General features: G+C 61.5%; 18 protein-coding genes. 9 read left to right on the top strand and 9 right to left on the bottom strand.

All coding sequences use genetic code 11. The features are described from left to right. Window positions 1-124: 124 nt before the first annotated feature. Window positions 125-3172, bottom strand: coding sequence for a D-2-hydroxyglutarate dehydrogenase YdiJ (ydiJ, locus tag AC54XV_RS13425; RefSeq protein ID WP_024641124.1), 3048 nt, complete (start codon window positions 3170-3172; stop codon window positions 125-127). A gap of 150 nt (window positions 3173-3322) precedes the next feature. Here ydiJ and AC54XV_RS13420 point away from each other — a divergent pair, with 150 nt between their 5' ends. The 4 genes from AC54XV_RS13420 to AC54XV_RS13405 all read left to right on the top strand — a co-directional run bounded on the left by AC54XV_RS13420 (window position 3323) and on the right by AC54XV_RS13405 (window position 7919). Continuing rightward, on the top strand, window positions 3323-4228 hold the full coding sequence (locus AC54XV_RS13420; RefSeq protein ID WP_011267752.1) for a LysR substrate-binding domain-containing protein: 906 nt from the start codon (window positions 3323-3325) through the stop codon (window positions 4226-4228). 24 nt (window positions 4229-4252) lie between these two features. Further along, window positions 4253-5164, top strand: a complete 912-nt coding sequence (locus AC54XV_RS13415) for a LysR substrate-binding domain-containing protein (protein ID WP_024660106.1) — start codon at window positions 4253-4255, stop codon at window positions 5162-5164. A gap of 188 nt (window positions 5165-5352) precedes the next feature. Further along, the gene (locus AC54XV_RS13410) at window positions 5353-6663 is read left to right on the top strand and encodes an MFS transporter (protein WP_058398609.1); all 1311 of its coding nucleotides are present in this window, start codon (window positions 5353-5355) and stop codon (window positions 6661-6663) included. Further along, window positions 6660-7919, top strand: coding sequence for a metal-dependent hydrolase family protein (locus tag AC54XV_RS13405; RefSeq protein ID WP_053275807.1), 1260 nt, complete (start codon window positions 6660-6662; stop codon window positions 7917-7919). The genes AC54XV_RS13410 and AC54XV_RS13405 overlap by 4 nt, the downstream gene beginning before the upstream one ends. 20 nt (window positions 7920-7939) lie before the next feature. On the opposite strand, the gene AC54XV_RS13400 is transcribed toward AC54XV_RS13405, so the two are convergent. Continuing rightward, window positions 7940-8842 carry a polysaccharide deacetylase family protein gene (locus AC54XV_RS13400; RefSeq protein ID WP_058398608.1) on the bottom strand — a complete coding sequence of 301 codons (903 nt, stop codon included), beginning with the start codon at window positions 8840-8842 and terminating at the stop codon, window positions 7940-7942. Further along, entirely contained in the window at window positions 8839-9987 is a 1149-nt protein-coding gene (locus AC54XV_RS13395) for a GNAT family N-acetyltransferase/peptidase C39 family protein (RefSeq protein WP_058398607.1), read from the bottom strand. The genes AC54XV_RS13400 and AC54XV_RS13395 overlap by 4 nt, the downstream gene beginning before the upstream one ends. Window positions 9988-10080: 93 nt before the next feature. On the opposite strand from AC54XV_RS13395, the gene AC54XV_RS13390 reads away from it, so the two are divergent. After that, window positions 10081-11667: a RimK family ATP-grasp domain-containing protein gene (locus AC54XV_RS13390; RefSeq protein WP_058398606.1), complete on the top strand. Its 1587-nt coding sequence runs from the start codon at window positions 10081-10083 to the stop codon at window positions 11665-11667. Window positions 11668-11671: 4 nt separating this feature from the next. Further along, window positions 11672-12601 carry a magnesium transporter CorA family protein gene (locus AC54XV_RS13385; RefSeq protein WP_024660102.1) on the top strand — a complete coding sequence of 310 codons (930 nt, stop codon included), beginning with the start codon at window positions 11672-11674 and terminating at the stop codon, window positions 12599-12601. Window positions 12602-12605: 4 nt separating this feature from the next. On the opposite strand, the gene AC54XV_RS13380 is transcribed toward AC54XV_RS13385, so the two are convergent. Genes AC54XV_RS13380 through lexA form a run of 5 tightly spaced genes read right to left on the bottom strand, consistent with a single transcriptional unit; the run spans window position 12606 to window position 19280 of the window. Then, window positions 12606-13457 carry an urea carboxylase-associated family protein gene (locus AC54XV_RS13380; protein WP_058398605.1) on the bottom strand — a complete coding sequence of 284 codons (852 nt, stop codon included), beginning with the start codon at window positions 13455-13457 and terminating at the stop codon, window positions 12606-12608. Between the two features lie 55 nt (window positions 13458-13512). Further along, window positions 13513-16608, bottom strand: a complete 3096-nt coding sequence (locus tag AC54XV_RS13375) for an error-prone DNA polymerase (RefSeq protein ID WP_058398604.1) — start codon at window positions 16606-16608, stop codon at window positions 13513-13515. Beyond that, window positions 16605-18035: a Y-family DNA polymerase gene (locus tag AC54XV_RS13370; protein ID WP_024638760.1), complete on the bottom strand. Its 1431-nt coding sequence runs from the start codon at window positions 18033-18035 to the stop codon at window positions 16605-16607. Before AC54XV_RS13370 ends, AC54XV_RS13375 begins: the two co-directional genes overlap by 4 nt. A 7-nt stretch (window positions 18036-18042) precedes the next feature. Continuing rightward, window positions 18043-18663 carry a translesion DNA synthesis-associated protein ImuA gene (gene imuA / locus AC54XV_RS13365; protein ID WP_058398603.1) on the bottom strand — a complete coding sequence of 207 codons (621 nt, stop codon included), beginning with the start codon at window positions 18661-18663 and terminating at the stop codon, window positions 18043-18045. Further along, window positions 18663-19280, bottom strand: coding sequence for a transcriptional repressor LexA (gene lexA / locus AC54XV_RS13360; RefSeq protein ID WP_011267741.1), 618 nt, complete (start codon window positions 19278-19280; stop codon window positions 18663-18665). The genes imuA and lexA overlap by 1 nt, the downstream gene beginning before the upstream one ends. A 204-nt stretch (window positions 19281-19484) precedes the next feature. On the opposite strand from lexA, the gene AC54XV_RS13355 reads away from it, so the two are divergent. Further along, window positions 19485-20480, top strand: coding sequence for an aldo/keto reductase (locus tag AC54XV_RS13355; RefSeq protein WP_058398602.1), 996 nt, complete (start codon window positions 19485-19487; stop codon window positions 20478-20480). 19 nt (window positions 20481-20499) lie between these two features. On the opposite strand, the gene AC54XV_RS13350 is transcribed toward AC54XV_RS13355, so the two are convergent. Then, window positions 20500-21186, bottom strand: a complete 687-nt coding sequence (locus AC54XV_RS13350) for a hypothetical protein (RefSeq protein WP_024641812.1) — start codon at window positions 21184-21186, stop codon at window positions 20500-20502. 620 nt (window positions 21187-21806) lie between these two features. On the opposite strand from AC54XV_RS13350, the gene AC54XV_RS13345 reads away from it, so the two are divergent. Together AC54XV_RS13345 and AC54XV_RS13340 are read left to right on the top strand one after the other, a co-directional pair. Beyond that, the gene (locus tag AC54XV_RS13345; protein ID WP_032620021.1) at window positions 21807-22817 is read left to right on the top strand and encodes an aliphatic sulfonate ABC transporter substrate-binding protein; all 1011 of its coding nucleotides are present in this window, start codon (window positions 21807-21809) and stop codon (window positions 22815-22817) included. After that, window positions 22814-23662 (top strand): ABC transporter permease, encoded by an 849-nt coding sequence (locus AC54XV_RS13340; RefSeq protein WP_003402718.1) that lies wholly within the window; start codon window positions 22814-22816, stop codon window positions 23660-23662. The genes AC54XV_RS13345 and AC54XV_RS13340 overlap by 4 nt, the downstream gene beginning before the upstream one ends. Window position 23663: the final 1 nt, after the last annotated feature.

The raw sequence follows: 23663 nt of genomic DNA, 5'->3' as shown, positions 1-23663 counted from the left end.
GACCGAACGGCGCGACGCAGATCGGTGACGCTGAGCGTCACGCAAGGCATTCCCACGCTGGAAAATGCCACTATCGTGCGACGCTCCGCGTGGGCATGCCGTTCTGGACGCTCTGCGTCCTCTCTTATAGCGCCCTCACCCGTTCCAGCAGTACCTGTAATGGATGCTGCACCACCTTGCCATCCTGGCGCTTGACCTGGCTGCGGCATGAGTAGCCATCGGCGACCAGTCGACCTTCACCGCCGTGCCGCGCCACCAGTGGCTGCCAGGACTGACGGTAGATGGTATCGCTGGTTTTCGCGTTTCGGGTTTCATGCCCATAGGTGCCGGACATGCCGCAGCAACCACTGGCCAGCACCTCCAGCTTGAGCCCGGCGCGGGCAAAGGCTTTCTGCCAGAGGCCGACGCTGGCGGGCTCGTTGGTCTTTTCAGTGCAATGCGGCAGGAAGTAGTACGTTTCTGCCGACGCGCCATCACCACCTTCCTCGACTGTGGACGCCAGCCATTCCTGCGGCAGCATGACCTCGGGCACATTCTCGCTGCCCAGCGTCTTGCTGTACTCCTGGCGGTAAACCAGGGTCATGGCCGGGTCCAGACCGATCAGCGGGATGCCGTACCCGGCCAGCTTGCCCAGCGACTGACTGTTGAAACCGGCAGCTTTCTCGAACGCCTGCAGAAAACCCTGCACCTGCAGCGGCTTGCCATTGGGCGCAAACGGTGCGAGGTAGACCTGATAACCGAGACGTGAAATCAGCTCCAGCCAGTCTGCCGCCAGCGGGGTTTCGAAGTATCGGGTGAATGCATCCTGAACCAGCACCACCGTGCGCTTGCGCTCCTCCTCGCTCGATGCGGCCAGACGCTGCGGCGTGGCGATGCCCACATTCCAGCGAGCACAAGCCGCACGGAAGTCGGTCAGGCTCAATAACGGGCTGTCGACCATGCCGGCCACATGTTCGAGCAGGTAACGCACCGGCCTTGCGCCCATGATCGCGTTGTACAGCTTCGGAAAGCGCGCCAGGTGCGGAATGCTGAACTCCAGCGAGCCAATCAGATAATCCTTGATCGGGCGCAGGTAGCGGCTGTGGTACAGCTCGAGAAAGCGCGAACGGAACTCGGGCACATTGACTTTCACCGGGCACTGTCCCGCACAGGACTTGCAGGCCAGGCAACCGGCCATGGCGTCGTAGACTTCGTGGGAGAAATCCTTCTGCCCCGCCACCCTGGCGACACTGTTGACGGTTCGCTCGGCAAGGCTTTTCAGCACATTGGCACTGCGCGCCCTGGCGCTGGCGGTGAGGACATTGACGTCCTGCTCGCCTTGCAGACGCAGCCATTCCCTGACCAGCGAAGCGCGGCCCTTGGGTGAGTGAATGCGGTCACGGGTGGCTTTCCATGACGGGCACATGGCGTCGTCGGTGTCATAGTTGTAACAGGCGCCATTGCCATTGCAGTGCAACGCGCTGTCGTAGCTTTGCCAGACCCGTTCATCGATCGTACGATCCAGATCGCCACGCAACGTCACTTCATCCACCAGCGTCAGGCGCGCGTCGGGCACTGTGGCAGGCGTGGCGATCTTGCCGGGGTTAAGCTGGTTGAACGGGTCGCAGGCGGCCTTGAGGGCCTGCAACGCGGGATACAACTCGCCGAAATATTCAGGCACGTATTGCGAACGCAGACCCTTGCCATGCTCACCCCACAGCAGCCCGCCATAACGCTTGGTCAGCGCCGCGACTGCGTCGGAAATCGGCCGAATCAGCGCAGCCTGCGCGGGGTCCTTCATGTCCAGAATCGGCCGCACGTGCAGCACGCCGGCATCCACATGGCCGAACATGCCGTATTGCAGGCCGTGGCTGTCCAGCAGCGCACGGAACTCCTGAATGTAATCGGCAAGATTTTCCGGCGGCACGGCAGTGTCTTCGACAAACGGCTGCGGCCTGGCTTCACCCTTGACGTTGCCGAGCAGCCCCACCGAGCGCTTGCGCATGGTGTAGACGCGATTCACTGCCGCACTGCCAGCCGCCAGCGTGTGGCCGAGACGCAGCACCGACGTGTCAGTCTGCAAGTGCGCAACGAACGCATGAACGCGCTGCTCCACTTCACTCAACTCATCGCCGCTGAATTCGATCAGGTTGATGCCCAGCGTCGGCGTTGCAGGGTCCTGGGGGAAATACTCGGCCACGCCATGCCAGACGATATCCTGCATGGCCAGCATCAGCACCTTGGAGTCCACGGTCTCGATGGACAGCGGCTTGTGCGCCATCAAGGCCTTGGCGTCCCGTAGGGCGTCCATGAAACCGGCATAGCGAACGTTGACCAGAATCGAATGTTTGGGGATCGGCAGGACGTTGAGTCGGGCCTCGACGATAAAACCCAGCGAGCCTTCAGAGCCGCAGAGCACGCTGTTGAGGTTGAAACGCCCGTCTTCCTCGCGCAGGTGCGCCAGGTCGTAACCGGTCAGACAGCGGTTAAGCGGTGGGAAAACATCCTTGATCAATTGTGCCTGCGTATCGGCAATCTGCTGCGCGCAACGATAAACGTCGCCGGCGCGGTCGACGCGTGCCTGCTCGCTGGCCAGTTGTTCGACATTCAGTGCATGGCTGTTGACGTACGAACCGCCCAGCAACACGGTCGATAGCTCAAGGACGTGATCACGGGTCTTGCCGTAGGTGCAACTGCCCTGCCCGCTGGCATCGGTGTTGATCATGCCGCCAATCGTGGCACGGTTGGAAGTCGACAGTTCCGGCGCGAAAAACAGCCCGTGCGGCTTGAGCGCGGCATTGAGCTGGTCCTTGACCACACCGGTCTGCACGCGCACCCAACGTTCCTCGACGTTGATCTCGAGAATAGCGTTCATGTGTCGCGACAGGTCGACCACCACCCCGTCGGTCAGTGATTGCCCGTTGGTCCCGGTGCCGCCACCACGCGGGGTCAACACCACCTGTTGGTGCTCGGGCCGCGCCGCCAGCCGGGCGACGATTGCGACGTCATGGCTGTCCATCGGGAACACGGCAGCCTGTGGCAGGCGCTGGTAGATGGAGTTGTCAGTGGCCAGTACGGTGCGCGAACCGTGGTCACGGGCTATTTCGCCACGAAAGCCGGCCTCCGCCAGGGCATTGAGGAAACGGTCATAGTGACCGATCTGCTCAGAGGTCGGTTTCAGCAGCGCAATCATGGTGGTCTTCCTCGCTAGGCGTTTTATATGCAAAGCACGTATGCTTCGAAACGCTCGAATGCATGGCGTTATCAACGGTTAGCGTGATTCTCCTGCCTGTCATGCTTCAGTGCAAACGTAAAACCTGCCGTTTTTCCATGAGTTTTATGAATGAACACCCGAAGACTGACGCCCTCCATGTCGCTGCTGCTCGCCTTCGAGGCGGCCGCCCGGCATGGCAGCTTCACCAAGGCCGCAGACGAACTGGCCCTGACCCAGAGCGCCGTCAGCCGGCAGGTGCAGGCGCTGGAGGCACAACTGGAAGTCGAGCTGTTCAAGCGCGACGGCAGACGCATCGAGCTGACTACCGCAGGCGCGCTGTATCAGCATGAGCTGGCTGCCGCGCTGGGCCGCATCCGCAGTGCGACCTTGCAAACCATCGCGCACAAGGCCGAAGGCGGCACGCTGCATCTGGCCGTGCTGCCGACCTTCGGCTCGAAGTGGCTGCTGCCACGCATGAATGACTTTTACACCCGGCATCCGGGCTATGTGGTGCATATCCACTCACGCATCGTGCATGCCGACCTGACGCCCGCCGCCAGCGAAATGAACGCGATCATCTGTGCCGGCAACGGCAACTGGCCCGGTTACATCGCGCATCCGCTGGTCAGTGAAAAACTGGTGGTGATTGCCAGCCCGGCTGCCCTTGCCGGCTACAAGACGATGACCCCGGCGCAGGTTGCCCAGCATGCGTTGCTAAGCGTGGTGTCGCGGCCCAATGCCTGGTCGGACTGGTTCGACAGTAATCGGCTGGACCATCACATCATGCGCCCCGGTCCGAGCTTCGAACTGACCTCGCACCTGATCCAGGCCGTCGCGGCCGGCATTGGTGTCGCGCTGGTCCCGCGCATTCTGGTGCAGGACGAAATCCACAGTGGCGAACTGGTCACCCTGTTCGAGCCCCTGGACAGCGGACGCAATTATTACCTGGCCTACGCCACGCGTTTTCAGAACCTGCCATCGCTGTGCGTGTTCAGGGACTGGCTGCTGTCGACGCCGTTTCCCGACACTTTGTAAAACCTGCCCGCAACAGGAGCCACTGTGCGTATCGAGCCCCTTCCGCCGCTGCAGAACCTGATCGCTTTCGAAGCTGCCGTCCGGCATGGCAGTTTCACCCGTGCCGCCAGCGAACTGAACCTGACCCAGAGCGCGGTCAGCCGTCAGGTCGCGCAACTGGAGGAATTTCTCGGCCGCGCGCTGTTTCGTCGCGAGCACAAGCGCATTCATCTGACGGTCGCCGGGCAGATTTACGCCGAGCAGATCCAGCGCGTATTGACGTTGTGCGCCGAGGCCACCGCTCAGGTGATCACTCACAGCGGCGATCAGCAGCTGACCCTGGCCTGCTCCAGTGGCGTGGCGGCCTTGTGGCTGGGGCCTTTGCTGGGACGTTATCGCGATGCCTTCCCGGCCGTGGATATCCGCCTGCGCGTGGTCGACGGGCTGGATTCGCTGATTCGCGCCGAATTCGATCTGGCGCTGTATTTTCTCCGCGAAGTCTCACCGGCGGGTCTCGACAGCCGTCTGCTGTTCGCCGAATCGGTCAATGCCTACTGCTCGCCCGACTATCTGGACGGACGTCTGCTGGAGCCCGTGCAGTTGCTGGATCATTGCCTGCTGATGCTCGAAGACGGCCAGCGTCAATGGTTGTCATGGGGTGACTGGTTCGGCCGCCAGGGTGTCGATGCCTCGCTGATCCGTAAGCGCATGACCGTCAATCTGTATCCGGTGCTGGTCGATCTGGCGGTCGCCGGGCACGGCATCGTGCTCGGCTGGCAGCCAATGATCGACCGCCACGTACAGTCCGGCGCGCTGGTGCCCGCCTGCCGCAAGAGCGTCGGCGCGGTAGGTGGCTACTACCTGCTGACACCCAGCGGCAAGACGCCTCGGCGTGCCGCACGCGCCTTCGAGAAATGGCTGGCGGGCGAAATCGCCACACTGGCTTCAGCGCCCTGAAACCTGCATGCGTCTGGCGCATGCAAATCTGCGTAATAAGCGTTTTCTTAAAATCCGCCCAGCGCCTACTCTCGACTGAAACGGGCAAAAAGACCTGACTCAGCCGCACTCACAACCACCCTGCCCCTCAATCAATGCAGCCGATGCAGGGGGCTTCCCTGCGTGTATCGCATGCAGGAGCTTATCCGGTGAGCACATTACAATCCTCTGCTTCACGCCCCCATGAACAAAAGGCACGCCGCGCGGTAGTCGCCACGGTGATCGGCAATGGCCTTGAATGGTTTGACTTCACGGTCTACAGCTTCTTCTCGGTGATCATCGCCAAGGTGTTCTTCCCCACCGGCAGCGAACTGACGTCTTACCTGCTGGCGCTGGCGACCTTCGGGGTCGGCTTTTTCATGCGTCCGGTGGGCGGCATTGTGCTGGGCATCTATAGCGACAAGCGCGGACGCAAGGCGGCATTGTCGCTGACCATCCTGCTGATGGCGCTGGGTACGCTGATCATCGGGCTGACACCCGGCTTCGCGCAGATCGGCTATCTGGCGCCGCTGCTGATTGTCCTGGCGCGCCTGCTGCAAGGCTTCTCTGCCGGTGGCGAGATGGGCAGCGCCACGGCGTTTCTGACCGAGCATGCGCCTGAGGGCAGGAAAGCCTTCTACTCCAGCTGGATTCAGGCCAGCATCGGCGTCGCGGTGCTGCTGGGTTCCGCGCTGGGCGCGGTGCTGTCCAGTTACCTGACCCAGGCACAGCTCGAAAGCTGGGGCTGGAGGGTGCCGTTTCTGATTGGCACGCTGATCGGGCCGGTCGGCTTCTATATTCGCAGCCGGGTTGACGAGACACCTGCCTACAAGGCTGCCAAACCGGTCGAATCGCCGCTGCGCGAAGTGATCAAGACTTACCCGCGACAGACCCTGATCAGCTTTTCGCTGGTCGTGCTGTGGACCGTCTGTACCTATGCGATCCTGTTTTACATCCCGTCCTACGCCCAGCGCGTGCTTGGTCTGCCGTCATGGATGGGCTTCAGCGCGGGCATGATGGGCGGCGCGGTGCTGATCGTCGCCACGCCGATTGTCGGCGCCCTGGCCGACCGCAGCGGGCATCGCCCCTGGCTGCTGGGCTCGGCCATTGCCATCTTCCTCAGCGCCTACCCGATGTTTCTGTTCATCAACCAGATGCCAGGGCTGTTTTCACTGTTGATCTTCGAGCTGGTGCTCGGCCTGCTGATTTCCGCTTACATCGGCTCGATCCTCGCAGCCTTCGGTGAATTGCTGCCCACCCACGTGCTGTCCACCGGGCTTTCGGTGGCCTACAACTTCGCCGTCACCCTCTTCGGCGGCTTTGCCACCTTCACCATCACCTGGCTGATTGCCTCGACCGGCAGCAACCTGGCGCCAGCCTTTTACATCATGTTCGCCGCCCTCGTCAGCGGTATTGGCGCACTGCTTTATCGCGACCGTGCGCCTGCGGCCCATCAACCCCTGTCTGGAGCTTACCCATGAGTAACACTGAACCCACACGCCTGATCCTGCGCAACGGCCGCCTGCTGGACGTGCAACAAGGACAACTGATTTCGGGCCAGGAGGTCGTGATCGAGGGTGAGCGCATTGTCGCGGTGCGTGCCGAGGGTCAGCCGGCCCCGGCAGGCGCTCAGGTCATCGATCTGGGTGGCAGAACACTGATGCCCGGCCTGATCGACTGCCATGTGCATGTGCTGGCTTCCAACGCCAACCTGGGCATGAACGCCCTGCAACCCAACGCAATCATCATGTACCGCGCCTTGCCGATTCTGGCGGCGATGCTCGACCGTGGTTTTACCACCGTGCGCGATGCCGGGGGCGCTGACTGGGCACTGGCCCGTTCGATTCAAATGGGGCTGATTTCCGGCCCGCGCATCTTCGCATCGGGCAAGGCACTGTCACAGACCGGCGGGCATGGCGACATGCGCGCACGCGGCGAACTGCTGCTCAACGAGCCCTGCTCCTGCTGCTTCCGCGCCGGGGCCATCGCCCGCGTGGTGGATGGTGTCGACAACGTGCGCCTGGCGGTGCGCGAAGAGCTGCAGCAAGGCGCCAACCAGATCAAGATCATGGCCTCGGGCGGTGTTTCTTCGCCGACCGACCCGATTGCCAACACCCAATACAGCGAAGCTGAAATCCGCGCCATCGTCGACGAGGCCGCCGCCGCGAACACCTACGTCATGGCGCATGCCTACACCGCTCGGGCGATTCGCCGCGCCATCGAATGCGGCGTCAGAACCATCGAACATGGCAATCTGGTCGATGCCGACACCGCGCGGCTCATGGCTGAAAAAGGCGCATTTGCGGTGCCGACTCAAGTCACTTACGAAATGCTCGCCGAATATGGCGAACGCTTTGGGCTGCCGGCTGACTCGGTCGCCAAGATCGAGGATGTGCGCCAGGCCGGGCGCAATGCCCTGCTGCTGTTCGCCGAAGCGGGCGTACCGATGGGCTATGGCTCGGATTTGCTGGGCGAAATGCACGAGTACCAGACTCATGAATTGAAGATTCGCGCAGAACTGCTGGGTAATCTGGCAGCGCTGCGCAGTGCCACAAGTGTCGCGGCGCAGATCCTTCAGCGCGAAGGCGAACTGGGCTGCATCGCCGCCGGTGCGATCGCTGATCTGCTGGTGGTGGATGGCGACCCGCTGAGCGATATCAGTTGCCTGGTCGGTCAGGGCGAACACCTGGCGATGATTGTTCAGGGCGGTCATGTGCGCAAGAACACCCTGGTCTGACGCCTGGTCAGTGCGTGTCGTCAGTGGGCGTTGTGGTCCCAGATCCAGTTCCAGACGCCGGGCAAGCTGACAGGCTCGCCCGCCTCCTTGACCGTCCGGGCCAGTGCCGCGCGCTGCAACTGCCCGCTGTCGTCATAGAACGGTTTGTCGGCGAGCCGCACGCCGGTCTGCCCGGCACTGTCGACCAGTATCTGCAAGTACTCCCGCGCATGCCGCGCGGTGTAGCGGTTCAGGTCATGGAAGGTCACCACCACCGGAATCACGCCATCCACCGCAGGCAGCTCGCCGGCGGCAATGCGCTCGCGCACCCGCGAGAGCTGGCTGACCATATTGGAACGGCGGCGCAGGCTGAAGTTATAGCCCCAGATCTTGCCGTCATTGGCACTCAGGTCAGTGAGCAGCACCTGCAGATGGTGGCGCTGATAGGCGCTGAAGGTGCGTTTGTCGTAGTTCCAGAACGGCGGACGCAGCAAGGTAGTCGGCACGCCCGTGATCGACGCAATGATCGCGCAGCCCTGGGTCAGGGATTGCTCCAGTTCCTCATCGCTCAGCGAACGGTGGTTGGTGTGGTGCGGCGTGGCGGTGTGAAAGCCCAGCAGGTGCCCTTCATCATGCTGACGGCGCATGATCGCCCAACCCTGATCACTGTTACCCGCACCGGTTGCGCCGGTCTGCACGAAGAACACCGCCTTGATGCCCGGCTGCAGCGGATTGTCCGCCAGGCTGTCGAGCACGGTGATGCTGGGGTTGTAGAACGTCGAGGCGCTCGGGCCATCGTCGAAGGTCAGCAGAAAGCGCACCGGAGGCTGTTGCTGCAGCTGCGCGGCGGTTTTCGCGGTCAGCGGGATCGGCGCGCTGATGCAGGCCGACAGGCTCGCAGCGATGGCCAGTACGCAAAAAGCCTTGAGCACGAACTTAATCACGGTAGAGAGTCCTGTGGCCGGTCTGCTGAAGCGCACGCATGATCATCCACAGGCGCGGCAAACACAATCACTGCGGCCCGAAGTTTATCGGCACCGAAACAACTCATGCGGTTGAAGTCGGCATGGCTTACCGGCATATGCTGGCAGTCGATGGCCTGCCGATGCAGGCTGTGATCGATATCGGGATCGTGCAGGTAGACGAAATCGCTGTCGCAATCGGTGACCATCACCCAGTGCGGTGCCTTGGAACGGGTCAGGCGGTAACTGCTGATCAGCACCAGCGGCTTGCCGCCATCGGCCAGCAGGCCTGGCAGGTTCAGCGAGCGATTGGGCAGTGTGTGCACCCCGGCGGTTTGCAGCGCCTCACAGAACTGCTCGTGAACCAGGCGAATCACCTGTTTCTTGTTGTCACTGCGCACGCCGCCCAGAAACAACGGGCCCGAGACCGACACCAGCAGCTTCACCGCAAAGCCCCGTTGCAGAGCCGCCAGCGCAAGCCCCTGAGGGCTGCAACCGCCATGGCCGGAGGTCATGAACACGGTGGTCGCCTCGCGCCAGATCTGCAATTCTTCGCCACGGCCCATCGAGCGCGCAGGTTGCAGGGCTTTCATGGCCATCAGCAGACAGGCCGGGCCACAGGTGAACTCCAGGGTCTGCTGGTAGTAAGGCACTGAGCGACTGTCCAGCCGGGCGTGTTCAACGATGCGCTTCTCGTAGCGCAAGGCCGGGGCATGGTCCTGGTAATAGTCATCGACCTGAGCGAAACGCCGATAACCGCTGCGCTCGTAAAGCCCGATGGCAGCGCCGTTATCGGGGCGCACCTCAAGGCGCAGGTAAGCGCAGTCGCGGCCCACGGCCTGTTGCTCGGCACGTTGCAACAACTGCCTGCCCAGGCCCTTGCCCCGCGCTGCATCGGCAATCGCCAGCGAATACAAGCGCCCCAGCGAGGTGCCCCGATGAAACAGCACCAGCGCATAGCCGGTGAGCTGTCCGGCCTGCTCGGCGACGATCAGGCTGGCATTGGCGCGGCGGATCATCCAGTGAAAGCTGCGCGCGGTCAGACGGTCGCCGTCAAAACACTGGTTCTCCAGAAGCAGCAAGTCATCGACATCGGTTTCAACTGCATCTCGAAATATAAAGTCCATCTGCACCGCCGTAAAAGTTGTGTAACGAAACGGGACATTTCAAAAAGCACATGCTTAATAGAAAGGACTTGTTTCCCATCGGATCGATTACACATGTCAGCGGCACAGGTGAAGATGAACGAAGTATCTGCGCAACTTGCGCTTTCAGCAACAGCCCGACGTGCAGACCCCGCAACACTCTTTGCAGCGCAGAGGCAACTGGTGATTATTGTCGAACGGCTCGAAGACTGGGCATCGTACTTCCCCAGCGAAGACTTGATCAGCGCCCAGGACTACCTGGAAAAACCGCTGAAAGCCACGGCAGGCAGGCGTGTGCAAGTCATCAACCTGTGCCGCAGCTACAAATACCTGGGCCACGGTTATTACTGTTCCCTGCTCGCCGAAGCGCGTCAGCACAATGTCATTCCCTCGGTAAAGACCATCAGCGAGTTGACCCGCAAGTCACTCTACGGCCTGGCCCTCGATGACCTGGACAAGTTGCTGGAAACCGCACTTGAGGATCATCCCTATGACGACACCGAAGGCTTTACCCTGACACTGTACTTCGGCCAGACGACACTTGATCCGTTGAAGGATCTTGCCCGTCAGTTGTTTGAAGTCTTCCCCTGCCCGATCCTGATGGTGGAGTTTCGCAAGCGCGACAATTGGCATATTGCCGGTATCAAGGCCGGTGCTCTGCCGCGTCTGCGCGAGGATCAGCAGGATGAGTTCGCCACGGCGCTGGAAGGCTTCAGCCGCAACGTCTGGCGCCAGCCCAGTTCGCGGCGCATGGCCCGCTACGACCTGGCGATTCTGCATGACCCGCAGGAACAACTGCCGCCTTCCAACCCTGAGGCGCTGGCCAATTTCATCCGCGTCGGTCAGCGCCTGGGCATCGATGTCGAACTGATCGAAAAGAAAGACTACGCCCGGCTGGCCGAGTACGACGCGCTGCTGATTCGCGAAACCACCAGCGTCGACAACCACACCTATCGCTTTGCCAAGAAAGCCGAAAGCGAGGGGCTGGTGGTCATGGATGACTCCACCTCGATCCTGCGCTGCACCAACAAGGTGTATTTGACCGACCTGCTCAAAAGCCACGATCTGGGCATGCCGCGAACGGAAATTCTCTACAAGGACCGCCCGGAAGAACTGCAGCACGTGGCCACACGCCTGGGCTTCCCGCTGGTATTGAAGATCCCTGACGGCTGCTTTTCCAGAGGTGTGATCAAGGTCAGTACACCCGAGGAAATGCACACGGCGACGACCCAGTTGTTCGAGCACTCGGTATTGCTGCTGGCTCAGGAGTTTTTCTACACCGAGTACGACTGGCGGATCGGCATTCTCAATCGCAAACCGATATTCGCCTGCCAGTACTTCATGTCCAAGGGGCATTGGCAGATCTACAACCACAAGGCGATCGGCGCCGAGGTGATTGGCGAATGCCGCACGCTGGCGGTGCACGAAGCGCCGCGCGCCGTGGTCGAGCTGGCGCTCAAGACCGCCAACCTGATTGGTGACGGCTTGTATGGCGTGGACTTGAAACAGTCAGGCGATCAAGTGGTGGTGATCGAGGTCAACGACAACCCGAACCTGGATGCCGGCATCGAAGACGCTTATCTGCAGGATGATCTGTACAGCCTGGTGCTGGAAGAGTTCGTCCGCCGTCTGGAGCTCAAGCGCCTCGGTCAGGCATGGTGAAACGATGATTCAGGGCCTGAAACTCGACAACAACCAGTTGCTGGCATGTGATCCGCAAAAGGCCCATGTGCTGTGGTTCAGCAAACCGGATGCCGGAGAACGCAGATTATTGCTGGAGCGATTTCACCTTGATGAGCACGCTGTTGCCTCGGCACTCGACCCGGACGAAATTTCGCGCATCGAGTTTCACCCTGATGCATTGTTCGTCATCTGGAAACGCCCCGAGAACTATTCGGGCAAGGACAGCTTCTCGTTCGACGTTTCGTCCTTTGGCGTGCTGCTGAGCCGGGACCAGCTGGTGCTGATCTGTGATGACGAGCAACCCTTGAGCGCGCTGGGCGCGCACCGCCCGCTGAACCAGCCGCTGGATATCCTTCTGGAGCTGCTGTTCAACAACATTCATCACTATCTGGGCCATTTGAAAGTCATCAAGATGGTCGCCCGGGAATTGCAGCAGAAATTCAACTCTTCACTGGAAAACCGCCATTTGCTGCAGATGTTCAACCTCAGCGAAAGTCTGGTGTATTACATCAACGCCATCCACAGCAACGGTGCGGTTCTGACGCGTCTGCGCAATCATGCGCAAGCCAGGCAATACCCAGCAGAAAGCCTGGCGCTGATCGACGACATGATCATCGAGAACGATCAGTGCTACAAACAGGCGGAGATCTATTCCACGGTGTTCGCCGGTCTGATGGATGCGCGCGGCAACCTGGTCAATAACAGCACCAACACCCTGCTGCGCAAACTGACCTTGATCAATGTGGTGTTTCTGCCGTTGAACCTGATTGCCGGGATCGGCGGCATGTCGGAATTCAGCATGATGACCGCACCGCTGCACTGGTGGGTGGCTTACCCGGCACTGCTGCTGGCCATGCTCGGGATGGGGGCGGTGATGGTCTGGGGGCTGCGCAGAATGGCGCGCGCAGCCTGAGCGGTTATTGCTCCCAATCGGCCTTGGCGATCCGCAGACCGTGCAGGCCGTTATAGGCCGCGCGCTCGGGGGACTGCCAGCCGTCCAGCAGCGACGCGTCGAGGTCATAGATCTCGACGCCCAGCGGCCGGCAGACGCTCAACGGGTCCTGCGCATCAGGCCCCCACATCGGCAGTGACAGGTCGCCACCCGGACAGGTCGACAAGGCACACAGCAGGTCGATTTCCGCGAAGAACTCCAGATAGTCGCCCTTCTGCGCCGGGCAGGCTTTCATGAAATACAGGTCGTCGTGGTTCAGGCCGGTGCACTGGAAGATGTTCAGCACATCATGCACATCGAACTCGGTCAGCCCGTGCGGCAGCACTGCGCGGGTCAGGTTGGAGTGGCAGTGATGGTGAAAGTCTTCACCGGTCAGCATCTTGTTGATGTAGGGATCGCAGCGCGTGCCGAGCAGGTCATGCAGGCGGCCGCCGTGCTCGTCGGTTCCGTAACTGGCCAGACTGTCATCGGTGATGGTTACCATTGGCCGCAAAAACGGCAGGTTCGACCACAGCCGGTCGTGGGTGCTGACATGCGCGCCCTGCAACTGCCGCGTGCGCGCAGCCCACAGTCGCTCGCGGGGGTCGTTGGCGTTCCAGACATTGAAATCGCCGACTTGCGGGCCCACCGGTGTGGTGACCCGAAACACTTGGCCAGCCTTGACCTTCCAGGCCCGCCCGGTACGAATCGGTACGTCGAACTGTTCGACGAGGGTGCGTTGCTGCGTATTCGTGCGGATGCGCTCATAAAAGGCAGTGTCGACTTGCAGCGCCGCGCCTTTGCTGACCTGGTAAGCGGCTGGATAGTCTTTGTACATACTGGGCTTCTCGGTGGCAGGATGTGCCGATTGATACTGCAAATTGCAGGCCCGATTACTGAAAATCCCGGCTGCGCACATCCAGTCCGGTGAGCAGCGGCGTCAGGTCGTACAGGCGCTGGGCAATCAGGTGCCGCACCCCGCTTTTCGATTCCAGTCGCCCGAACACCTGCAGCAATTGCGAACCCACCAGCACCTTGCGCTGACGCTCGGCCAGGTCGCGCCAGACTACGACGTTGACCATGCCGAACTCATCTTCCAGGGTGACGAAGGTCACGCCACTCGCAGTGCCCGGTCGTTGACGACCAATGACCAGCCCCGCCACGCTGAGGGTCCGGTCGTTTTCCAGGTGTAACAAGTCTTGTGAGCTGCGAAAGCGCTTGGCAGCCAGTTGCCTACGCAGCAAGGCCAGCGGGTGTGGGCCCAGGGTGGTGCCCAGCGTTGAGTAGTCGGCCACCAGGTCTTCGGCCACGGTCGGCAGCGGCAAGGTTACCTGGGTTTCTTCGCTGGGCAGGTCGTCGAACAGCGGGCGCTGGGCCTCAACCCCGGCGACTTCCCAGTGCGCCCGGTGCCGATGGCCGATCAGGCCGCGCAAGGCACCGGAATCCGCCAGCGCTTCGGCGGCGCGCGCGTCCAGTTCGGCGCGCAACGTCAGGTCCGTGGCATCGACAAACGGGCGTTTCGCGCGCGCCGCTTCGATGCGCAGGGCATCTTCCTCACGAAAGCTACGGACCATGCGCAGCCCCAGGCGAATCGCCAGATTGCGCGTGCGGTCAGGATGATCGAGCGGCTCCAGCGAGCAATCCCAATCGCTGTAACGCACATCCACCGGGCGAATTTCAATGTGATGGCGGCGTGCGTCCTGCAGCAATTGATCCGGGCTATAGAACCCCATTGGCCAGCTGTTGATCAGCGCGCAGGTGAACGCTGCCGGTTCGTGGCACTTGAGCCAGCAACTGGCGTAGGTCAGCAGGGCGAAACTGGCAGCATGGGATTCGGGGAAACCATAACTGCCAAAGCCCTTGATCTGTTCGAAGATCCGGTCGGCAAAGTCCGCTTCGTAGCCGTTTTTCAGCATGCCTGTGCGCAGCCGTTCGCGATGCGGCTCGAGCCCGCCGTGACGTTTCCATGCGGCCATCGCGCGACGTAACTCATCCGCTTCGCCCGGCGTGTAGTCGGCGGCCAGAATGGCCACTTCCATGACCTGCTCCTGGAACAGCGGCACACCCAGGGTGCGCTTGAACACCGATTCAAGCTTGGGCGGATAGGTGACGTCCTCTTCACCATTGCGCCGCCGCAGGTACGGGTGAACCATGTCGCCCTGAATCGGCCCTGGCCGGACAATGGCGACTTCGATGACCAGGTCGTAGAATTTTTCCGGTCTGAGGCGCGGCAGCATGGCCATCTGCGCACGCGACTCGATCTGAAACACGCCGATGGTGTCGGCGCGGCTGATCATTTCGTAGGTTTTCCGGTCGTCGTCCGGAAGAGTCGCCAGGGTCCATCGTTGGCCGCGGTGCAAATGCACCAGATCGAACGTGCGGCGCAAGGCACTGAGCATGCCCAGTGCAAGAATGTCGACTTTCAGCAGGCCGACCAGGTCCAGGTCGTCCTTGTCCCACTGGATGATGGTGCGGTCGGCCATCGCGGCGTTCTCGACCGGCACTAGCGTTTCAAGCGGGTGTTCGGAAATCACGAATCCACCCGGGTGTTGCGACAGGTGCCGGGGAAAACCGATCAGTTCGCCGGTGAGCGCCAGCACGCGCTTGAGGATCGGCGTGTCGGCATCGAAGCCGTATTCGCGCAAGCGCTCAGGCGACGGCAGTGAATCGCTCCAGCGGCTGAAGGCTTCGGCCAGGGCATTGATCTGGTCTGGCGGCAAGCCCAGCACCTTGGCCACGTCACGCATTGCGCCGGAGCCATGATAGGTGCTGGCGACGGCCGTCAGCGCGGCCCTGCCCCGGCCATAGCGCCGGAAGATGTACTGAATGACTTCTTCGCGGCGGTCATGCTCGAAATCCACGTCGATATCCGGCGGCTCGTTGCGCTCTCTGGAAATGAAGCGCTCGAACAGCAGGTTGCTCTGTTCCGGGTTCAGTTCAGTGATCCCCAGCGCATAACACACTGCCGAGTTGGCCGCCGAGCCGCGCCCCTGACACAAAATGTGCTGGCTGCGGGCAAACTCCACGATGTCATGCACGGTCAGAAAGTAGCTGTCGAACTTCTTTTCCGCGATCAGCGCCAGTTCCTTCTCGACCTGCGCACGGGTGGCCGGTGTCAGGCCGCCCGGCCAGCGCCTGCGAACGCCGCGTTCGGTCAGTTCACGTAGCCAGGACGTAGAGGTTTGGCCTTTGGGGACCAGTTCATGCGGGTATTCATACTTCAAATCGCCCAGGTCGAACGTGCAGCGCCGGGCAATACGCACCGACTCGGCCAGCAGCCAGTCCGGGTAATGCTCGCTGAGCGCATCCAGTGGCCGCAGGTGGCGCTCGCCATTGGCAAACAGCAGATGACCTGCCTCGGCCACTGTGGTGTGGTGGCGGATGGCAGTCATGGTGTCCTGCAGGGCACGCCGGCCACGCGCGTGCATGTGCACATCGCCACTGGCCACTGCCGGAATACCCAGCGATTGTGCCAACGCCAGCAGGTCGGCCAGCCGCTGCTCGTCATCCGGGCCACGGTGCAGCCCGACACCCAGCCACAGGCGCTCGGTAAATCGCTCACGCAACCAGCGTCCGCCGGCCAGACAGGCTTGAGCATCGCCGTCGAGGTCCGGCAGCCAGAGGGCCAGCAACCCGTCCGGCGCAGGCTCGAAGTCTTCGCGCAACACGCGGTATTCACCTTTTCTGGCCCGGCGGCGCGCTACCGTGATCAGTTTGCACAGCGCCTCATAGCCTGCCTGGTTTTCCACCAGCAAGACGACTTTCGGGCCGTTTTCGATGTGCATTTCACTGCCGACGATCAAGGGCAGACCGGTGCTTTTTGACGCCTGCCAGGCGCGTACGATGCCGGCCAGGGTGCACTCGTCGGTAATTGCCAGCGCTTTGTAGCCATGGCGTAACGCCCGTTCGAACAACTCGCGTGCGCTCGAGGCACCCCGCTGAAAGCTGAAGTTGGACAGGCAATGCAGCTCGGCGTATTCGCGGGTCATGCGAACCAGCCATGCAGCAGCAGTTCACCCTGCTCGCCAACCGCGCGATACGCCCAGGCGCGTTGGCCACTGGCGGTTTCGACCAGGTAATAGTCGCGGCGCACATCGCCGCCGTCCCACCACCCGGACTCGATTCGCTCGGGCCCGGCCACGATACGGGTCGCCTGCACTGGCAGCGGCTGAGGCTCGCGCAGCAGCCAGCCTGGACGCGTGAAGCCTCTGGCTGGCAGGACCGGTTTACTGCTGCTGTGCGCTTGCCAGGCACATTCGGGACGATAATCGGCCTGGGCGCGCAAGCCATTGACCGACTCGTCGCCCAGACGCGCCCGCAGGCGCTCGCGTAGTTGCTCCCAGGGCAAGGTCTGCTGCACGCGCTCATCGAACAACTGACGGTGCGCCGGGACGAAATCCGGCAAGTCTCGCGCCAGCAGGCGCACGGCACGTACCGGCGACGCGACCAGCACCTGCTCCAGCCTGCCGCGGGCCAGTTCGAAGAGCATCGACGCATCGCGCTCGGCGCTCAGCAGCCCGACCGGTACGACAGTCTCCGGCACGACGGTTTCCGGCCCTGGCACATGCTCGAGGTGCAGGGAAAATCGCTGCACACCGCTGTCGCGTCCGGCCAGGAACAAGGCCAGATCGGCGATCAGCCGCTTGAGCGGAAACAACAGGGCCTGATGGGACTCGACGTCGAAATTCAGCTCGATGCGTACATCGAAAAAGTCCGGCGGCGTGTAGCACTCCAGCGCCACGGGGCGCTCGCCGAGCAAGGTATCAAGGTGCTGCAGCACGCTGGCCGGAAACCGCCGAGCCAGCGTATCGCGGGGCAGCGCCAGCACCTGCCGCACACTGCGCAGCCCCATGCGTGTCAGGGCGGTAGCGGTGTCGCGGCTCAGGCCGATGCGTTCCAGTGGCATCTGCTCCAGACGGCGACGCAATTCATGCGGACAGTCGATGCTCAGCCCGTCATGCATATTGGCCAGCATTCGCGCGGCTATCGGGTTGGGCGCGACCACGATGCGATGGCGGAAACCCTGTGTGGTCAGCTCTTCCCGCAAACGCGCCTCGAACACCGGCCAGGGGCCGAACAGCTTGAGGCTGGATTCGATTTCCATCAGCAGCACCCGCGGGTACTTGAGGCTGACATTGGAACTGAAACCGTAGGCCCAGGCCGCGAGCAGTTGCTGCAAACGCTCGATATCGGCCGGGTCATGTTCGATCGTGGTGAAGTTGGGCACCAGCGCCTGGGCTGCGGTCAGCGATTGCCCGGCTTTCAGACCCAACGCACGCGCAGCCGGATTGACGCTCTGCAACACGCGACGTTGAGCGCTGCCGCTGATCAGCGCCAGCGGTTCATCGGGGTTGCCGTGACGACGCATGACGCCGTCCAGCGCCAGTTGCGGCAGCAAGACACAGGCCCAGAGCATAAGAACCTCAAGCGTCGGTCGGGAACGGAATGGGGAAAGGCGGCGCAAGTCCGCCCCGGCATTTGAGTACCCGCAACTGTGCGGGACGGGTATCGAGCGCTATGCGCAGGGCCGCAGGTGAAGGATTGGCGGCGGCCTGCTGCGGGCGACAGGCAAAGGCAAGGGTCTGCCCGGTTTCGGCAGCCACCTGCAAGCGTCGCAACGCACGGTCATCGACCATGCCGGGCCAGCACACGATCGCGCCACAGCTGCCGGAGCGCAGGCATTGCTCGGCAGCCCACAAGGCATCGCGGTTACTCGCCTCGATCACCACCAACTGGCGCAGATCGACGCCGGCGGCCAGCCACGCCTGTGGGTACGGAATATAGGGCGGTGCGACCAGCACAATGCGCTCAGCGATCGCGGAAAGCCGCGCCAGGCTCGGCCACAGCAGGCGCAGTTCGCCGCTGCCATTGGTCGGGATGAGGATTTCAGTCAGGGCCGCAGCAGGCCAGCCGCCGGTGGGCAAGGCAGCGTCCAGCAACGCATGGCCACTGGGCTGCGGGCTGACCTGTGGCGCGCTCTGCTGACGCCCTTTCCAGACCCTGCGCTCATCCAGCAAGGCGTCCAGGCTGACCACCGCGCCCATCATTCGCGACGCACCAGCCCGCAGAACACGCCTTCGATGGCGAAGTCCTGATCGGGCGTGACGATGATCGGTTCGTAGGCCGGGTTGCGCGGTAACAGGCGAACCTGGTCGGCACGGCGTTGCAGGCGTTTGATGGTCACCTCGCCGTCCAGACGGGCAACCACGATCTGCCCGTCACTGGCCTGCGGGTTACGGTGCACGCCCACCAGGTCGCCATCGAGAATGCCGTCCTCGATCATCGAGTCGCCCTGCACGCGCAGCAGGTAGTCCGGCACACGGGTAAAGGTGCTGCGGTCCAGGTGCAGCGTGGTGTGGATATCGAGATCAGGCCCGATCGGTACGCCCGCCGCCACGCGCCCTAGGACCGGAATTTCCAGCAATTCGGGCCGTGGCTCAGTGTTCAGCAGGCGAATGCCCCGTGCCTGATGCGGAACGACTTCGATCAGCCCGGCTTCAGTCAGGGCCACAATGTGTTTGCGCGCCACGCTACGCGAAGCAAAACCGAAAGCCTCGGAAATTTCCGCCAGGCTCGGTGATTGCCCCTGCTGCGCGATGCGATCGCGGATGAAGGTAAGAATAGCGCTGCGTCGAGGAGATAATGTGCTCATGGAGTACATTTGTACTCCATTCGGTATGGTGTGACTAGCGCGCTTTGTCGGATTCAAGAGGCGCGGTGTTGCATGCCCACCGACAGGCGCTGACCACCACTACGGTCAGCATTGTTTGGATTTCAACAACAGTGAAATAAGAAACACCCGGTTTATTGAGCCACGCAAAGAGGCGAAACTCGACCGCTCTTTCAACGATCAGGAGCACTCATTGTGATCACGCGCCAATTGGGTCAACTCGGTCCGCACGTGTCCGCCCTCGGGCTGGGCTGCATGGGAATGTCGGACTTCTACACCACCGGCATCGACGAAAAGGAATCCATCGCCACCCTGCACCGCGCACTGGAGCTGGGTGTCACCTTTTTCGATACGGCTGACATGTACGGCCCGCACACCAACGAAGCCTTGCTTGGCCGTGCCCTCGAGGGCAAGCGTGAAGGTATCTACCTGGCCAGCAAGTTCGGCATCGTCCGTGGCGACGACCCGCATGCGCGTGGCGTCAATGGCAGCCCGGCGTACATTCGCCAGTCCATCGACGCCAGCCTGAAGCGGCTGAACAGCGATTACCTTGATCTCTATTATCAGCACCGTATCGACCCCACGGTGCCCATCGAGGACACCATTGGCGCCATGGCCGAACTGGTCAAGGCTGGCAAGGTTCGCCACATAGGCATCTGCGAAGCCAGTGCCGCGACCATCGAAAAGGCCCACGCGGTGCATCCATTGGCGGCCGTGCAGAGCGAGTACTCACTCTGGTCACGCGATCCGGAACAGGATGGCGTGCTTGCCACCTGCCGCCGTCTGGGCATTGCCTTCGTGGCGTACAGCCCGCTCGGCCGGGGGTTTCTGACCGGTGAATTGCGCACCCCGGACGACTTCGCGGCCGATGACTACCGTCGCTTCACCCCACGGTTTCAGGGCGAAAACTTCAATCGCAATCTGCAATTGGTCGAGAAGGTCAAGGCACTGGCTACGGCCAGGGGCATCAGCGCGTCGCAACTGGCGCTGGCCTGGGTGCTTGCCCAAGGAGATGACATTATTCCGATCCCCGGCACCAAGCAGCGCAAATACCTGGAAAGCAACGTGGCAGCGGCTTCATTGAGGCTGAGTACCGATGACCTTGCCCAGCTGGAGGCGATTTTCCCGGTCCAGGGGTCGGCATCCGGTGAGCGCTATAACGCGGCGTCGATGAAGTCTCTCAACGGCTGAAAACCGTTGCGCTTGGGCATCAGGTCGCTTCAGGGCAGGTCTCGGCGCCGTTGTTGAGGCCCTGCTTTTGATTCTTGTAATCGAGCGTGGCTTTGCCATCGACCCATTTCAGGGTGACGACAATCACCGAGTCGAAATCATCGTTTGTCCAGTCATCCAGCAAATTGGTGCTCTTGCCGGACGCTTCTTCAGCCACCTTGTTGATCAGCTCCGGCAGATAGCCATGCGACCAGGCGGTGTAGATGACTGCGTTGTGGTACTTGTCCTGCATCAGTTCATCGGCCAGGTCTGCGGTGTCGTTGGCACCGAAGTCAAGGTTGACGGGCAACCCCAGTTTGATTGCGCTGGGCCCTACCGTCATCAGCGGACGAACGTAGCTGTAGGACTGGTCGCCCTCACCCTCTTCCACATGTCGGCTCGGATTGGCGGCGAAGATGAAGTCAGCCTTGCCGAATTCCCTGGGCAGGACTTCCGACAGCTCTATCGCCCGGTTGAGCCCCTGGCAGTTCAATTGCCCCAGCCCCATGGCCGGCTTTTCGGCATGACGCAGAAATACCAGTGTCTGGATACCATTCTTGGGCTCTGCATGCACGCCTTTGCCCATGGTGAACAGGACCAGGGCAGAAGCCACCAGCACGGAGGGGAAGAAACACCACGCAAGGCGGCGCTGAAGTCGGTTGATGGAAGACATTTTCGGCATATTCATTATTTTCTGAGTCCGGTGCGCATTTGAAAGGGGACAGCCACTTGGCTGGTGCGAATACGCAGGCTTGTGCAGCTCGCCCTGGAAATTTCTGCGGATCAGTCAAAAAGGGTCACGCGCGAATCTTAGGCTCTGTACGAAAAGTGGCTGCGCTCGGTGATGCTTCGTTAAAAACAGGCTCGGAATGCTCATTTACAACACGTAGACTCCGCTTCCTCGCCTGTTTTTGCCTCGCCTGACCTTCGCTCGCCGACTTTTCGTACAGAGCCTAGTGCGCACATGTTTCGAAATTAAGAATGTGGACGATTAAGAGTGTCAAAAAACGATTCTGTTGCAATACCGGCAAAAAAAATCGCCTGACAAGCAGGGAAAATGTCAAAAAATCGTCGAAAGATGAGTCATCAAACCCGACTGTCTGCCTGGCAACAGCCATTCAACAGACCGTTGTCAGATCAACATCAAAGACGCCGGAAAGCCGCGTAAAACCCCGGAATTCAAGCACTCTGGTGTTTGGCATAGAGCGTGCAATATTCCTTTTCTGAATTTCACGCCCTGCGAACTGCCTGTTTTGGAATATACCAACCGGTCGCTGCGGCTCTAGTTTTCCTGACCTGGATGCCACTATGCCACAACCCCCCGTTTCTTTTCGGTTGCTGTCTCCCCGCGCGCTGATTCGCTGGATGGCAAGCTCCTGCCTATTGGCGTTGAGCCTCAATGGCACAGTGCAAGCCGCCGAGACCGCACCTGCGGAAATCCGCCTCGACTACGCCTACTATTCGCCGGTCAGCCTGGCGCTCAAGCATTTTGGCTGGCTGGAGAAAGCCCTGCCGGAGGCGAAAGTCACTTGGGTGTTGAGCCAGGGTAGCAACCGCTCGCTGGAGTACCTGAACAGCGGCAGCGTCGACTTTGCATCGTCGGCCAGCCTGTCTGCGGTGCTGGCGCGGGCCAACGGCAGCCCGATCAAGTCGGTGTATGTCTACAGCCGGGCAGAATGGACCGCACTGGTGGTGCGCAAGGATTCGCCGCTGCAATCGGTCGCCGAGCTCAAAGGCAGGAAAATAGCCGCCACCAAAGGCACCGACCCTTATCTGTTCACCTTGCGCGCGCTGCAGAAGGCCGGGCTGAAAAAGGATGATGTCGAGCTGCTGCACCTGCAGCATCCCGATGGACGCACCGCCCTCGAAAAAGGTGACGTAGATGCCTGGGCAGGGCTTGACCCGCACATGGCGGCCAGTGAAATCCAGTCCGGCTCGCGCCTGCTTTACCGCAACAAGGACTTCAACAGCTATGGCGTACTGAGCGTCACGGAAACCTACGCCAAGGAACATCCTCAGGCGATCAGGACAGTATTGAGCGCTTATGAACAAGCCCGGGAATGGGCAGTGAAAAACCCTGACGAGCTGGCCAGGCTGCTGGCGGCCGAGTCGGGCCTGCCGCTGGAAGTCGCCAGGCTGCAATTGACCCGCACAGACCTGAGCACCCCGCAACTGAGCGCGAAAGACGTGGAAGCGTCCAAGGCCGCAGCGCCGATTCTGGTCTCCGAGGATCTGGTGCGCAAAGGCGTCAATGTCGAACAGGTCATTGATCAATTGATCACGCCTGAATTCTCCAAAGCCGTGATCGCCACGCCATGACCCGCAGGGACAAGTCGTTGCCTGCCTCAGCGCAGGCAACAGTGCCGGACAAGGCACAACGAACGCTTTGGCAGCGCTACAGAACACCACTCAAGGGCCTGGTGGTGCCGGCCGTGATTATCGTTTTGCTGGAAATGATCGTACGCATCGGCTGGCTGCCTGCCTACCAGATGCCAGCGCCCAGCGAGATCGTGCTGACCCTGCGCGACCTGGCGGACGGTGCGTTGTGGAAGCACATCAGCGCCAGTCTGTTGCGTGTGCTCAGCGGCTTTGCGATCGGTGCGAGTCTGGCCCTGGTGTTTGCCGCGTGGGTGGGGCTCAGTCGCGAGGCAGAAGCGTATCTGGAGCCTACATTCGCCGGGCTTCGCTCCATTCCGAGTCTGGCATGGGTGCCGCTTCTGCTGTTGTGGCTGGGCATTGGCGAAACATCGAAAATCGTGCTGATTGCCATTGGTGCGTTCTTTCCGGTGTACCTCAACGGCGTGGCCGCGATTCGAGGCATTGACCGAAAGCTGGTGGAAGTCGGCCAGATGTATGGCTTGAGCCGCTATCGCCTGACCCGGCGCATTCTTCTGCCCGCAGCCCTGCCCGGCCTGTTTACCGGTTTGCGCAGCGGCATGAGCCTGTCGTGGATGTTTCTGGTGGCTGCCGAGCTGATCGCTGCCACCAAAGGCCTGGGCTACCTGCTCAGTGACGGGCGCGAAACCTCGCGTCCGGACATCGTGCTGGCGGCGATCATCGTTCTGGCGACACTGGGCAAACTCAGCGACGGCCTGCTGGCAAGCCTGGAAAAACGCTTCCTGGCCTGGCGCGATACATTCAACGGGCAAAGCCGTGAGGGTTGAT

This window comes from Pseudomonas fragariae (ex Marin et al. 2024), assembly GCF_059621105.1.
This window is presented reverse-complemented; position numbering and strand designations above follow the sequence as displayed.

Bases quoted from the DNA above. Each gene is read 5' to 3' on its own strand.
- ydiJ (WP_024641124.1), bottom strand. From the start codon at position 3,172: ATGATTGCGCTGCTGAAACCGACCTCTGAGCAGATCGGTCACTATGAC.
- AC54XV_RS13420 (WP_011267752.1), top strand. From the start codon at position 3,323: ATGAACACCCGAAGACTGACGCCCTCCATGTCGCTGCTGCTCGCCTTC.
- AC54XV_RS13405 (WP_053275807.1), top strand. From the start codon at position 6,660: ATGAGTAACACTGAACCCACACGCCTGATCCTGCGCAACGGCCGCCTG.
- AC54XV_RS13395 (WP_058398607.1), bottom strand. From the start codon at position 9,987: ATGGACTTTATATTTCGAGATGCAGTTGAAACCGATGTCGATGACTTG.
- AC54XV_RS13390 (WP_058398606.1), top strand. From the start codon at position 10,081: ATGTCAGCGGCACAGGTGAAGATGAACGAAGTATCTGCGCAACTTGCG.
- AC54XV_RS13385 (WP_024660102.1), top strand. From the start codon at position 11,672: ATGATTCAGGGCCTGAAACTCGACAACAACCAGTTGCTGGCATGTGAT.
- AC54XV_RS13380 (WP_058398605.1), bottom strand. From the start codon at position 13,457: ATGTACAAAGACTATCCAGCCGCTTACCAGGTCAGCAAAGGCGCGGCG.
- AC54XV_RS13375 (WP_058398604.1), bottom strand. From the start codon at position 16,608: ATGACCCGCGAATACGCCGAGCTGCATTGCCTGTCCAACTTCAGCTTT.
- AC54XV_RS13370 (WP_024638760.1), bottom strand. From the start codon at position 18,035: ATGCTCTGGGCCTGTGTCTTGCTGCCGCAACTGGCGCTGGACGGCGTC.
- imuA (WP_058398603.1), bottom strand. From the start codon at position 18,663: ATGGGCGCGGTGGTCAGCCTGGACGCCTTGCTGGATGAGCGCAGGGTC.
- lexA (WP_011267741.1), bottom strand. From the start codon at position 19,280: ATGTACTCCATGAGCACATTATCTCCTCGACGCAGCGCTATTCTTACC.
- AC54XV_RS13350 (WP_024641812.1), bottom strand. From the start codon at position 21,186: ATGAATATGCCGAAAATGTCTTCCATCAACCGACTTCAGCGCCGCCTT.
- AC54XV_RS13345 (WP_032620021.1), top strand. From the start codon at position 21,807: ATGCCACAACCCCCCGTTTCTTTTCGGTTGCTGTCTCCCCGCGCGCTG.
- AC54XV_RS13340 (WP_003402718.1), top strand. From the start codon at position 22,814: ATGACCCGCAGGGACAAGTCGTTGCCTGCCTCAGCGCAGGCAACAGTG.